Origin of the sequence: Orientia tsutsugamushi (genome assembly GCF_900327275.1) — a bacterium.
GTDB classification, from domain to species: Bacteria; Pseudomonadota; Alphaproteobacteria; order Rickettsiales; family Rickettsiaceae; genus Orientia; species Orientia tsutsugamushi.
Map to the genome: position 1 here is coordinate 135,346 of NZ_LS398548.1, position 12,970 is coordinate 148,315.

Annotated in this window: 16 protein-coding genes and 3 pseudogenes; 14 read left to right on the forward strand and 5 right to left on the reverse strand. The window is 29.4% G+C overall.

Annotated elements, in window-relative coordinates; genetic code table 11:
• The first annotated feature begins 166 nt into the window (after positions 1 to 166).
• From DK405_RS00680 to DK405_RS00695, 4 genes are all read left to right on the forward strand, one after another.
• Positions 167 to 1,135 carry an IS110-like element ISOt5 family transposase gene (locus DK405_RS00680; protein ID WP_012460827.1) on the forward strand — a complete coding sequence of 323 codons (969 nt, stop codon included), beginning with the start codon at positions 167 to 169 and terminating at the stop codon, positions 1,133 to 1,135.
• Between the two features lie 304 nt (positions 1,136 to 1,439).
• Entirely contained in the window at positions 1,440 to 2,336 is an 897-nt protein-coding gene (locus DK405_RS00685) for a tetratricopeptide repeat protein (protein WP_064612577.1), read from the forward strand.
• A 109-nt stretch (positions 2,337 to 2,445) separates the two neighbouring features.
• Positions 2,446 to 3,006 carry a Panacea domain-containing protein gene (locus DK405_RS00690; protein WP_064612575.1) on the forward strand — a complete coding sequence of 187 codons (561 nt, stop codon included), beginning with the start codon at positions 2,446 to 2,448 and terminating at the stop codon, positions 3,004 to 3,006.
• Positions 3,007 to 3,008: 2 nt separating this feature from the next.
• On the forward strand, positions 3,009 to 3,260 hold the full coding sequence (locus DK405_RS00695; RefSeq protein ID WP_231967535.1) for a conjugal transfer protein TraF: 252 nt from the start codon (positions 3,009 to 3,011) through the stop codon (positions 3,258 to 3,260).
• Positions 3,261 to 3,265: 5 nt separating this feature from the next.
• Here DK405_RS00695 and DK405_RS00700 read toward each other — a convergent pair.
• Positions 3,266 to 3,751 (reverse strand): annotated as a pseudogene (locus DK405_RS00700) (Rpn family recombination-promoting nuclease/putative transposase); the annotation flags it as partial.
• 51 nt (positions 3,752 to 3,802) lie between these two features.
• Positions 3,803 to 4,615: pseudogene (locus DK405_RS00705) on the reverse strand (toprim domain-containing protein); the annotation flags it as partial.
• A gap of 58 nt (positions 4,616 to 4,673) precedes the next feature.
• Here DK405_RS00705 and DK405_RS00710 point away from each other — a divergent pair.
• Together DK405_RS00710 and DK405_RS13510 are read left to right on the forward strand one after the other, a co-directional pair.
• Positions 4,674 to 5,497 (forward strand): IS5 family transposase gene (locus DK405_RS00710; protein WP_109510535.1). Its coding sequence is split into 2 segments (ribosomal slippage): positions 4,674 to 5,061 and positions 5,061 to 5,497, totalling 825 coding nucleotides; the frame shifts between segments, so codons are not numbered across the junction.
• Positions 5,498 to 5,517: 20 nt separating this feature from the next.
• Entirely contained in the window at positions 5,518 to 5,724 is a 207-nt protein-coding gene (locus tag DK405_RS13510; RefSeq protein ID WP_064612569.1) for a hypothetical protein, read from the forward strand.
• On the opposite strand, the gene DK405_RS13515 is transcribed toward DK405_RS13510, so the two are convergent.
• Both DK405_RS13515 and DK405_RS12675 read right to left on the reverse strand, forming a co-directional pair.
• Positions 5,700 to 5,927 carry a hypothetical protein gene (locus DK405_RS13515; protein WP_064612567.1) on the reverse strand — a complete coding sequence of 76 codons (228 nt, stop codon included), beginning with the start codon at positions 5,925 to 5,927 and terminating at the stop codon, positions 5,700 to 5,702. The genes DK405_RS13510 and DK405_RS13515 overlap by 25 nt on opposite strands.
• Positions 5,914 to 6,075, reverse strand: coding sequence for a hypothetical protein (locus DK405_RS12675; protein WP_162562996.1), 162 nt, complete (start codon positions 6,073 to 6,075; stop codon positions 5,914 to 5,916). Before DK405_RS12675 ends, DK405_RS13515 begins: the two co-directional genes overlap by 14 nt.
• Before the next feature lie 413 nt (positions 6,076 to 6,488).
• Between DK405_RS12675 and DK405_RS00725 the strand changes: the two genes are divergently transcribed.
• The 3 genes from DK405_RS00725 to DK405_RS00735 are packed head-to-tail and all read left to right on the forward strand — an operon-like array spanning position 6,489 to position 8,339.
• Positions 6,489 to 7,061 carry an HD domain-containing protein gene (locus tag DK405_RS00725; RefSeq protein WP_064612564.1) on the forward strand — a complete coding sequence of 191 codons (573 nt, stop codon included), beginning with the start codon at positions 6,489 to 6,491 and terminating at the stop codon, positions 7,059 to 7,061.
• A 37-nt stretch (positions 7,062 to 7,098) separates the two neighbouring features.
• Complete coding sequence (locus tag DK405_RS00730; RefSeq protein ID WP_064612562.1) at positions 7,099 to 7,743, forward strand: ankyrin repeat domain-containing protein; 645 nt, start codon at positions 7,099 to 7,101, stop codon at positions 7,741 to 7,743.
• Positions 7,744 to 7,790: 47 nt separating this feature from the next.
• Positions 7,791 to 8,339 carry a hypothetical protein gene (locus DK405_RS00735; RefSeq protein WP_109510536.1) on the forward strand — a complete coding sequence of 183 codons (549 nt, stop codon included), beginning with the start codon at positions 7,791 to 7,793 and terminating at the stop codon, positions 8,337 to 8,339.
• 3 nt (positions 8,340 to 8,342) lie between these two features.
• On the opposite strand, the pseudogene DK405_RS00740 reads toward DK405_RS00735, so the two are convergent.
• Positions 8,343 to 9,075 (reverse strand): annotated as a pseudogene (locus DK405_RS00740) (DNA adenine methylase).
• Between the two features lie 525 nt (positions 9,076 to 9,600).
• Here DK405_RS00740 and DK405_RS00745 point away from each other — a divergent pair.
• The 5 genes from DK405_RS00745 to DK405_RS00760 all read left to right on the forward strand — a co-directional run bounded on the left by DK405_RS00745 (position 9,601) and on the right by DK405_RS00760 (position 12,951).
• Positions 9,601 to 10,317 carry a hypothetical protein gene (locus DK405_RS00745; RefSeq protein ID WP_064612944.1) on the forward strand — a complete coding sequence of 239 codons (717 nt, stop codon included), beginning with the start codon at positions 9,601 to 9,603 and terminating at the stop codon, positions 10,315 to 10,317.
• Between the two features lie 350 nt (positions 10,318 to 10,667).
• Entirely contained in the window at positions 10,668 to 11,396 is a 729-nt protein-coding gene (locus DK405_RS13520; RefSeq protein WP_109510537.1) for a sensor histidine kinase, read from the forward strand.
• A 21-nt stretch (positions 11,397 to 11,417) separates the two neighbouring features.
• The gene (locus DK405_RS13525) at positions 11,418 to 11,714 is read left to right on the forward strand and encodes a hypothetical protein (protein ID WP_231967537.1); all 297 of its coding nucleotides are present in this window, start codon (positions 11,418 to 11,420) and stop codon (positions 11,712 to 11,714) included.
• Between the two features lie 180 nt (positions 11,715 to 11,894).
• Positions 11,895 to 12,275, forward strand: coding sequence for an ATP-binding protein (locus tag DK405_RS13530; RefSeq protein WP_231967538.1), 381 nt, complete (start codon positions 11,895 to 11,897; stop codon positions 12,273 to 12,275).
• Positions 12,276 to 12,375: 100 nt separating this feature from the next.
• Positions 12,376 to 12,951: an HD domain-containing protein gene (locus tag DK405_RS00760; protein WP_109510538.1), complete on the forward strand. Its 576-nt coding sequence runs from the start codon at positions 12,376 to 12,378 to the stop codon at positions 12,949 to 12,951.
• Positions 12,952 to 12,970 lie beyond the last annotated feature (19 nt).

A 12,970-nucleotide genomic window follows, 5' to 3' on the forward strand; every position in this document is an offset into this window, starting at 1 on the left:
TTATAGCAATAGCACAAAAGAAAGCTAGTATACAGTAGCGTTCCTAAGGCTAATAGCCTGTTCTATAGATAAGTAACTAGCTTTTTTAATTAAAAACCGGACGGTATTCTTAGGCAAAAAGCCTGTATTTACAAGGTTGGTTTTGAGATATTTAACATAAAATTTGGTGATTATGAATAGTATAATTGTAGGAATTGACGTTTCTAAAGAGACATTTGATGCAGCTGTGTTAATTAATAATAAAGTTCAAACAAGAAAATTTAATAATAATTCTGAAGGGTTTAACAAATTAGTAACATGGTTAAAAAGCAGAGGAACTGGACATGTTTGTATGGAAGCAACAGGTATCTACTGGAAAAATTTAGCTAAATATCTGTACGATTATGGTTATAAAGTAAGCGTAGTAAATCCTGCCCGTATTAAAGGTTTTGCAATGAGTAAACTTAGTCGTACAAAAACAGATAAAGCAGACAGTGTATTAATAGCAGATTTTTGCAAAGCAATGAAACCGGAAGCATGGTATCCACAGCCTCTTTATATTCAAGAACTACAGCAGCTAGTTAATCGCCTGAATGTTTTAATTAAGCATAAAACACAAGAAACAAATAGATTAGAAGGAGCTTCTAAAGCAATTGCTAATAATATTCAAATGCATATTGAATTTCTTGAAACACAAATTAAAGAAATTGAACAACTAATCAATGACCATATTAAAAATAACAAAGATCTTCATAATAAGGCTATGTTACTTGAGTCAATACCAGGCATAGGAGCAAAAACACAGGCTGTAGTTCTTGCTTTTTTAGCAGATATTGAGAAATTTAGTTCTGCTAAACAAGTTGTAGCTTTTGTAGGTCTTAATCCTAAGCATCGTCAATCTGGCAGTTCCGTGCGGGGTGCTAGTAGAATCTCTAGAACTGGTAATTCAGATCTACGTAAGTCTTTTTATATGCCTGCTATGTCTGCCTTAAGACATAATTGTATTATCAAGCAATTTTCTCAACGTTTGTCTGATACTGGCAAACCCAAAATGCTTATCCTTATTGCCGCTATGCGTAAGTTATTACATATCATTTATGGTGTTTTAAAGCATAATTCTCCTTTTAATCCTAATGTTTTAATCAATCAGAAATAATAATCTTATAAAAACTTACATCTTTTTTATAAAATTATTATTTCTTTTCTTGATTCTTATCACGGTATCTATTGACTTTATATCAATGCTTTTACCTATAGAAAATCACACGTATTTAATGCAACATAATTTGTTATAACTGGTTGTAATAATAAAAAAATAAAGAATATTAATAGAATTTCTGATAGTATTATTGATGAGACTGAAAAAAATATAAAAGAAAGAATAATTACAATACCTCTAATTCAGTAATTATTTGGTGTTCAGTAGCTAATCAAAAATTTAAAGGGTAATTAATAATCATATGAAATATATGAAATATATAACAGCTGTTTTATTATTAACACTGTTAAATACAACAGTTGCAGCAAAACGAAACAATAATCAACCTGTACAACAGAAATTAATTCATGATAAAGCTATATTAGCAGCAAAACATTTTAATGTTGGAATTTTATTTCTTGAGTTAAACAAATATCAAGAAGCAATGAAAAATTTTGATTTAGCTATTAAGTATAAACCTGATTATGCAAAAGCTTATGTTAATAAAGGATTTTGTTTAGGTAAATTAGAACGATATAAAGAAGCAATAAAAAATTATAATTTAGCTATTAAGTACAAACATAATTTGGCAGAAGCTTATCTTAATAAAGGATTTTGTTTAGATAAATTAGGACAATTTCAGAAAGCAATAAAAAATTATGATTTAGCTATTAAGTATAAACCTGATTATGCAAAAGCTTATGTTAATAAAGGATTTTGTTTAGATAAATTAGGACAATTTCAGAAAGCAATAAAAAATTATGATTTAGCTATTAGGTATAAACCAGATTTGGCAGATGCTTATTATAATAAAGGATTTTGTTTAGGTAAATTAGGACAATTTCAAGAAGCAATAGAAAATTATGATTTAGCTATTAAATATAAACCTAATGATGCAGATGCTTATTATAATAAAGGATTTTGTTTAGGTAAATTAGGACAATTTCAAGAAGCAATAGAAAATTATGATTTAGCTATTAAATATAAACCTAATGATGCAGATGCTTATTGTAATAAAGGAGTTTGTTTATATGAATTAGGACAATATCAAAAAGCAATAGAAAGTTGTAATCTAGCTATTAAATATGACCCTAATAATGGAACGTTATACCAGTTAATAAATATACTTAGACAAGAAATTGCAGGTATTAAAAAGTAATCTTGATTTTTAAATGATATCTGTAATAAGCAGGTATTATAAGGCATTATCATGATTTATTTGTGATACAAATTGTTATAAAATAGTCATAAGATATAATAATAAAATCATGACTATACAACAAAATGGTGAGTTATTGAGTTGTTTTGATGTTGCTAGCTATTTTCTTGTATTGGTTAATAGAGAGGCAGGAGATATAATAACTCAATTGAAACTGCAAAAATTAGTGTATTTTACCCAAGGAGTGCATCTAGCTTTATTTGATAAGCATCTTTTTAAAGAAGATATTGAAGCTTGGGAAAATGGACCTGTAGTACGGCATTTACATTCGATATTTGGCGGCTTTGAAGCTAATGCAATTCCTGCTCCAGGAGAAATAGATTTCAGTATTTATACTAATCAACAAAAAGAGTTAATTTATAAAATATATTCTTCTTATGGTGAACATACAGCATCTTATTTACGTGACTTAACACATTTGCATTCTATTTGGCAACAAGCCATTATACGCCCTAGCCATGTGATTACTAAAGAAGAAATGAGAAAATTTTTTAAAAATCATATAAAAAATATTGAAGATTATCTTTTACCTGTTTCAAAAAAAGATACTGCAGAAATAGTAAATGCTGAAGATCAATGGTGGATGAACTATGATAGTGGAGTTCCTTAGGATTGAGATCAATGAATGCAATACACTTATCGGTAATAATAGTGCTATTTGGTTACTTGTCGATGGAATTAGCTACTGCTAACTCTTTGCCAACATGGTTTTTATGGTACAATGATAAACATGGTCATGAGCTTGATGAATCTAGTTCTAAGTTGATAAATTTGGCCCATGATCATAGAATCGAGGAATTAAAGGAGCAATTTAATCAAGCTCAGCGTATAGCGCTTGACAATCCAACGCTCGAAAATGTATAGTCATTTTCATCATTCGACATACTTTGCAAATCGACTAATTGATAGTCGGAGGTCATTAATTGCTTAGCTATCATTGAATCTGTAAATAAATCCCACAAATTCCTAGGTGCGTTGTAGACCTCTTTGTCGTTGTAGATCACTAAATTATACACTAATGGCAATTTAGTTTTTTCTTTCTTATGCCTTTCGCACAATAACAATGTGTATCTCCATAACCGCAGAGCTGTCCAATAATCAACGGTTGATTGAGCTTCAATTAATATATAAATAAAAGCATTGCCATGTTTTTTGGTTGCAACTTTATAGACGATATCGCTGTATTCTTTCTTTAACGATTCTTCTATATAACTCTCTTGCTCTACTTTTATTTGTGATAAATCTATTAAACTCTTGAAATCCGTTGGTAAATAATACTCCAGAAATTCTTGTGCAGCCACTGGATCGCTCATAATTGTCTTTGCCAATGAATCATGCTTTAATTTTTTTGTCATATTTTTTCACTCTATAGTTTTTTAAATAAAAAATGCTGTGTCATACTCTGCCTAGTGTTTCAGACATAATCTTTGTTGTATATTAGTTTGTATTGATTCAATTTTTTCATTAAGTTTTCTTATTTCAGGGCTGATAATATTTCTAACAGCATATAATCCTTGAGTTTTTAATACATTATTGAAGTCATTTTTGATTGTGCAGGCTACTGCTTCCTTATCCTCTAGAACTTTTTCAGCTTTTTCAGTATTTACGTCATTTTTAACTGCTAGAATGATCTTTTCTTTTGGGCCAGGATTATAGTTTTGCAAATTTTCGGCTTCAATTGCACATAAGATTTTGCCTTCGACTCCAGCTTGCCTAATGGTTAACGCTGTTTCAATATCTTTTGTAATAATTGTTACAGGTGAATATTTTGAATTTTGTTGAGCAATTTCAGCAAATGAGCCACTAATTGTACCAACAGATTTTTCTGGAATATCAGCTTTATTACATGTTTTTGAATTCAGAGCTAATATCTTAGCTCCAGTAATTTCACCTTTATCATTTTTAACAAAAATAGTGAGTGCAGGCCAGGATTTTTGAGTCTCTTCATCAAAAACCATATTTGCCCTTAAATTAGAATTGTTAAAGATTTTTGAACTATAAATTTCTGTATGGTTTTCTGAATATTTATTCACAACTATCGCTTCCAGTTTTGCCTCCTCTTTTTGTTTTGAGTAGTATAGAGATGATGATTTATTATACAATTCTTTAACATTCGTAATATTATTTTGTTTTTCTATACTACTATTTTCTGTTTGAGTAAGTTTAGTTGCTTCAACTGCTTTAGTAAGTTTAGTAATTTCAGGTTCTATAATAGACTTCTTTCGAAACTAGAGAATGATGTAGAATGGTGTTATAAAAATCTAATTTGAAGTAATAATGAAATTAGATCAGATTAAAGAGTTAAAGGATGAAAAATTTCGTCGATTAACAGGAGTAAGGAAGAGGACATTTTCAAAGATGGTGGATATTTTGAGGAAAGCTGATGGTCTTAAGAAATTAAAAGGTGGACGTAAAAATAAGCTCAATTTGGAGGAACAGTTGCTGATGGTGTTAGAATACCTTAGAGAATACCGTACTTATTTCCATATAGGTCAAAACTATGGAATTAGTGAAAGTTCAGCATATAAAGCTGTAAAATGGGTAGAAGACACCCTAGTTAAACACCCAAACTTTGCTCTTCCAGGTCGTAAAGCTATAATGAAGAGTGATATGAATTATGAAGTAGTCTTGATTGATGCTACTGAGACTCCTATAGAAAGACCTAAAAAAAACAAAAATTCTATTATTCAGGAAAGAAGAAAAGGCATACACTAAAAACTCAAATAGTGGTAGATAAGAAAACGCGCCAAGTAATATGTACAGATTTTTCTAACGGTAAAAAACATGACTTTAGATTATTTAAGAAATCCAAAATTCTTATCCATCCTAAGGTAAAAGTGATTACTGATACAGGATATCAAGGCATACAAAAAATTCACAATAATTCTGAATTACCAAAGAAAAAAAGCAAGAAAAATCCTTTAACTAGAAATGATAAAAAGAATAATCTTAGACTGACAGGAAAAAGAGTTGTGAGTGAAAACGTTATTGGTATGCTAAAACGGTTCAAAATTATTGCTGACAAATATCGAAATAGACGTAAAAGATTCTCTCTTAGATTTAATTTGATCTCTGGCATTTATAATTTTGAACTACCTTAACCAGTTTCAAAAGAGGTCTAATGTCTCTAATTGACTTGTCTCCACAAGTTTGTAGCAGATTATTAAAATCACCATTTTCTGGTGGTTTGACTATACAAGTTATCGCTCCCTTCATTTCTAACGTTTTTGCAGCTTTAATTACAGTATTAACAGTATTATTAGTTATAGAATTTTTGCTATCATTATCTGCTGCAATGATGAATTATTCACCAGGAAATGGTGAATAATTTGTCAAATTCGAAATTCCGGCACTAGCAATGATATTACCTTTAATACCTGCTTGCTGCAAGCTCAATGCTGTTTCAGCGCCTTCTGATATAATTGTTATATTAGGGTCATTCGCATTTCGTTTTGTGATTGTTATGAACGATCCACTGATTTTACCGAAAGATCTTCTGTTAATTGAAATATTCGCCTTATCTCCTGCCAAATTTTAGATATACGGCCTGTACTCCGGTAATTTTTCCTTTTGAATTTCTTGCAAATGCTGTAAATGCTGGATAATTTTCTCTAGTTTGAGTATCAAACAGTATACTGGCCTTTAAACGCCAGATTAGGATAAGGTGAAATATGAGCAAGTTATTGATAAAATATGGTTTAGTGAATTAGAAATTGCAAATGAAGATAATGTTAATAAAAAGATATTTATTAAGGCTCTAACAAGCTTTGCGAATAGCTATATCAAATCAAATTATAAGCCCATTCTAGAGCGTGCTTTTGAAGCTCAAGGGTTTTCGTTTGAATTAGTTCAGTGTAAGTAAACTTAAGGGTAATATGAATGAAAAAATGCTTGTCCAAAAAAAAATTACAGCAAAATTTTACTCATTAACACCAGAGATATGCAACTCAAGATTGGTTTTTGGCATCGTGATAACTGAATTCAAAAAATTTATAATTTAATTTGCTTCTTTTCCAGTTTTTATCTGGGATTGGAGTATACAAAAAGTTTAAATTATGGTATAATTTATTAATAACCATTTAGAGGTGGACAATGATAGATTTTTATAGTGAGAGCTTAATAAATAAGCTGTTCAGAACCAACATAAGATTTAACACCAAAATTGATCTTGATAAAGTTGAAAGAGCAATACTTTACGCTAAAGAATATCATGGCCAGCAAAAGAGAGATACAGAACTCTACTACACACATCCATTGAAAGTAGCGTACATGGTATCAGACTACAGCTTTGAAACAAATACAATTATTACTGCAATACTACATGATACACTTGAAGACACAAAACTAACTAAAGAAAGAATAAGGTACGAATTTGGTGCTAATATTGCAGAACAAGTTTCAGACCTTACCAGAGTTAGGGATAATAAGAAAATCAGTGCTATGGAAATGATACAAATATTACGCAGCCAAAATAAAACAGAACTATTACTGATCAAGCTTTTTGATAGATTCCATAATATTACAACTATATTCATCAAACCTCCTCACAAAAGGCAAGAAATAATATTTGAAACTCAGCAAGAATTTATAGCTCTTGCTGAATACCTTAAACTACCAGAGATTGGAAAACGCTTAAGCGAATATTGTAAACTTCATGCTAGTTAAAATGTAGTAAATAATTGAGAATGAAAGAATTAAATATATGATATTAAAATCTAAGACTAAGTATACCTTACATAGCGCTATTCAAGATGGTGACATTAAAAAAGTGAAGCAGCTTATTAATAAGGATATTACACTTGTCAATTCAAAATATAAAAACGGTACTACTGCTTTATCTGTAGCTTTAAAATATAAGAATCTACCTATTGCCGAGATTTTACTAAGCAATGGAGCTAACGTAAACGCACAAGATAATGATGGGCACACTGCTTTACATCTTGTTGTTGAAACAATTCAAGTATATTATGAATTTTTCGAAAAATATCCTATCTATTGCAATGATCATATAGCATTACTGCTAAAATATAATGCTGATGTAAATATCGAAAATAATCAAGGTAATACACCTTTATCTGATGCTGTTGAATGCAGATGTATAGAACCTTTAGCAATTATGCTAAAACATAATTCTACTGGTATTAATAAAAAATATGATGAAGGAGAAACACTACTACATATTGCTGTTCGTAATAAAATCATAGATATTATACAGCTTTTGATTGATTATGGAGCAGATATTGATGCAAAAGATGATAACGGCATGACTACTATAGATTATGCTGCTAAAAGCGGTAATGCAGATGTATTCAACTTTCTAACGGAACAATGGGTCCCATGGTATTAGGTTTCAACAGATAGCTAATATGTTAATGCTAATAAAGAGAAGTTAATATGAATGTTTTGAAATCACTTTTACAACCGTGTTATGCTGTTATATTAGCATTCGTTGTATTATCTTCACCATCGATATGTACAGCGAATAATAATGTAAACTTCAATGCTTTCAAAGATAGTATTGATACTTCACAATTCTATATAAAATTTTCAACTGGTATTGCTACTAACTACGACACATTAGAAGCTGGAATTGGTTATAGATTAGATCGGCACAGAATGGATGTAAGATTAGGATTTATGTGTCATCACAACTGTAGAGATAACTTTGTTCAAGGAAATTATTATTACAATATAATTGAAGGTAACAAAGCATCAATTTTTGTTACAGGTGGCCTAGTATCAGCTTTCAATAGTGATAGCGGTACTGGTATAGACTTGGGAGTTGGTACAACAATAAACTTATCAAGAGATACATATTTAGACGGAGTTGGTACAACAATAAATTTATCAAGAGATACATATTTAGACATTGAATGTAGCACAATGGCTAACTATAGACCACTTCCTATTCATATACGATTTGGATTGCGGGTTCACATTTAATAACTAGCAAGTTTTATAGTTAGTAATGATTAGCTCATTAACGAGATTGCGTTGTTCATTGATTGAGTATGTAACTCCAATATGAGTAATGAAGAAGTCTTTGTATAAGTCTCTAATAAAGGCAGTGTTATTATTTGAAAGCATAATTTTAACACCTTTATTGTTTAGTTCATAAACAAAATCTCGTAGTCTAATTTGCTCTTTTTCATCAAATGGAACTCTAGTGTAAAATCGTTCTCCTGATTGGTGGTAAGGCGGATCAAGATAAACGAAGTCACCTTTTTTAGGTTCTATAAACGAAAAATCCATAGCGCAAATTGATACACCAGCAAGAAGGTTACTACATTTATTTATTCTAGAGCAAATATGAAGCTTTAAGATATATAAATTTTGCAGTGATATCATTAGGATCATTACTATAATAATTGTCTCTTATTTTATAGTAGTAGTTTTCAGAATGGTTTTTGTGATATAGATTTAGTAATCTATTTACCTCATTTGGATTCTTTTTTACAGCGTGATAACTAGTAATTAAGTCGAGATTAATATCAGACAAAAAACATTGTTTAAACAGATGCCTAACTTGAAAAAATAAAGCCCCACCTCCAAGGAATGGTTCATAGTAATTATAGTGTGGCCCTGAAGGAAGATGCTCTATTAATTTATTAACAATTCTCCTTTTGCCTCCAACTCAATGGAGAAAAGGCTTTGGTTCATTAGAAATTGCTATTGACACAAGAATTTTTGATTAATTAAATCTCTACTATGAATTATAGCAGAAAATAAGCCTTAAAGCCAGTAATAATAACTGCTACAGAACTTTCTTTATAAATCTTTTTTGAATGATATTTTTGTAGCTAGAGATACAATGTGATAATTTCGCATTCACTTTAAAAAAGATGAAAAATTTTTCATAATTATGACAAAAAATCATGTACTGATAAAAATCTAAATGATATTGTATACCTGATATTATCTGAGATTCAAGATTTAGATAATATTTAGCTAGAGGTTATTTCATTAAAACTTCAGAATCTGTTAGTAAAGGTACAAATGAATCTCTAGCTATACTTTAATTACTACTTCAAATAGCAAAAGTAATGCTATGATTATTAGTTATAAGAATAACAATAACCAAAAAAAATCTAAAAATACGATTTGCTAATGGCCTAATTATTTTAGGCTATCTCAATTTATAACTCAAGATTAATAATAAATATATAATTGTTAAATATTATGCGGGGTTTTAAAGAGTAAAAGTATGCATATACAAGTCTTAAGCGCGGCAAAACACTTGCTCTATCGAATGTTTAACCTACGCAAACAAAATAAAGCAACACAAATTTTTTCAGTTTCACAGGAAAAATGGTTTGCTTTTTTTAATGACTTGCACAGTCATACAGAACAAAAAAATTTAATACAACTTCTAATAACTCATCTTATAAAGATAAAATCTAATTTAAAAATAGATCAGCAAAAAAAGTGTTTAACTGGATATTTAACTGATCCAAATTACACCTTAACCAGAAAGGAACAAAAATATATTTTAAAATTAACAAATGAAAATGATTTTATTTGGAATAAGAAAGGTCAAAACTTTCTTGATTTTTGTATGTATAAAATTATACGAATGCATTCCATAGCACTTGAAATACCAATCAAAAAATGTTCTAGCAATATGCTAATAAATAAAGGGATCAAACCCTTTCAGGAATTTATTACACCAGAACATTTTAAGAATATAATTTATCTTGAACAAAAACTACTATACCGCACACTTAAGTATTATCATTGCATTAATTCTGAACAGAGAAAAGCAATTATCAAACAACTACTATTGGCTCAAGGGCAGCTTGAAATAAAAGAAGATCTTAATTCGATAGAAAAAAAAGATTTTGACTTAGTTAATACAGCACTTGATTTTTATATTTGTGATATTATGGGTCGTTTTAAAGACGTGCTCGAACCTGATGTTTAAATTAAGAGCAATAAGATAAGTTCAGAACTTTTTCAGTTAATATACTAAATTATCAAAGTCTTTTTTTATAACTCAGAATCAATTGTATATCTCATTTTGAAAGGTATTTTGTTTTTTTAGATGTAAATAACAATGCGACAATTTCGCATCTACTTTAAAAAAGATGAAAAATTTTTCATAATTATGACAAAAAGTCATGTACTGATAAAAATCTAAATGATACTGTATACCTGATATTATCTGAGATTCAAGATTTAGATAATATTCGGCTAGAGATTAAATACGCTAAACCTGAAATTTACTTTTTAAATCTCTAGCTGCTATATAAACTAATACAGCAGGAGAATTCTATGCCTATTGAAGACGAAGGTCAAAATAAAATCAATAAATTAACCGAAAAATTATCCACAGAGGGAATTAATAGCACAACAATAAAACAGATAGATAGTGAAATGCAAAAACTATACTTTCAGCTAGAGGAATCTGAGCAAGTAAGCATAAATTGCATAGAGTGGATACAATATTTTAGGCTAATAGTAAATAACTACGACAGAAAAAAAGTAAATATAATAGCTTCTCTAAATGGAATGATTTTTTTATTTAGACAATACATAGCATCAACAAATATAAGGATTGAAACATTTAATATAGAACCGCTAATAAATAATACCGTTATCAGAATGAGGAAAAATTTTGAGAATGAGAATATAAATCTAAATGTTCAAAATGACATAAAGCCGATTCTGATTGGAGACAGTTTCAGAATAAAAGCAGTAATAAGCCAGTTAATTGGTAGTGCGGTTATAAATAGTAGCAAGAATAGCAAGATTATTGTCAACGTCAATCAGAATTCAGAAATATTACAATTTATAGTACAAAACATAGAACTAAGCACTTCTAAAGAAAAATTAGAAAAAATAAATGCTGAACTAGAGAATACGAATTTGGTAATGTATCAAGAACTAGGAGAAGGATTGGCATTTATAAAACATCTTACACATCAGATGAAAGGAAATCTACGAGTTAAAGAGCAAAATAATTATGTAACTTTTTCATTTGATGTACCAACAATAGTTTGAATTATTCTTTAGGAGAATGCTATGAAAGAAAAGAAGAAAACAATTAACAAATGGATGGTACAAATTCCTCCAATACCAATTACGTTGGTGAATGGAGAGAGTGAGAATATCGATGAATATATGGAAATAATAACAAAGCTAAGAAAAGCGAAGTATCAGGTCGAGGCAGCTGAATCATTGAAAGAATATTGTACAGATTTAATACAGGAGATTAAATATAGATTTAATATTGCAACGAGTGAAATTGTAAGGCTTGCAAGCGAGATCATGTTAAATGATTCAGAAAATAAAGATAAGCTGAAAACAATATTAAATTGATCAGCAAATCTCCAAGGGTACTGTAATGATGTAGTTTACACGCTTAGAAGCGAAATTGAGAATGAAAATTTATGTTTAAAAAAATTTAGCATACAAAAGCTAGTAAAAAATGCCGTCAGGAGACTAGAAGACATTGCAAAAGAGAAAGATATAAAAATCAATTACAATTTTCAGTACAAAATGAAGGATATTGTGATTGGAAATAGTGATCACTTACAAGCTATATTAAGTCAATTAATAGGAAGCGTCATTAGATTTAATCACAGCTGCCAGGTTATAATTACAGTTCATTTGTTTACTGTAAAAAATTATATAAAAAGCGATAACATACTACAATTTAGAATACACGATACAGGAAGCGGTATTTCAAAAGAAAAATTAGGGAATATAAAAGCTAAATTAGCTGATTTTGAGTTGGTAAGAGACTATCCGCTAATGCTTGAATCAGGATTATGGTTTGTAAATTACCTTATTAATCAACTTAATGGAGAAATGGAAATAGAAAGCGAAAAAGACAAGTTTACAACCATTACTTGCAATATTCCAGTACAACTTTTTTAATCAAATTAATTCGCTTCTTTTTCAGTTTTTATCTGAGACTGAAGTATATAAAAAGTTTAATTTATTGTATAATTTATTAAAGATTATTTAGAGATGAAAAATGATAGACTTTTATAGCGAAAGCTTACTAAATAAGCTGTTTGAAACCAACGTAAGATTTAATACTGAAATTGATCTTGATAAAGTTGAAAAAGCAATATTTTATGCCCAAAAATATCATGGTCAGCAAAAGAGAGATACAGGAGAACTATACTACACACATCCATTAGAAGTAGCTTATATGGTATCAGACTACAGCTTTGAAACAGATACGATTATTACAGCAATACTACATGATACCATCGAAGACACAACACTAACTAAAGAAAAAATAGGTCAAGAATTTGGTCATAATATTGCAGAACAGGTTTCAGATCTCACCAGGATTAAGGATAATAAAAAAATTAGTTCTAGAGAAATGATTCAAACATTTTATAGACAAAATAAAACAGAACTATTATTAATTAAGCTTTTCGACCGATTCCATAATATTCAGACTGTATCAATAAAACCTTATGAAAAAAGACAAGAAATCATACTAGAAACGCAGCAAGAATTTATACCTCTTGCTGAATATCTTAAATTACCAGAAATTGCTATAGAGCTAAATAAATACTGTAAGCTGTATGCTACCTAATAAACTAAAGTTTAATAGG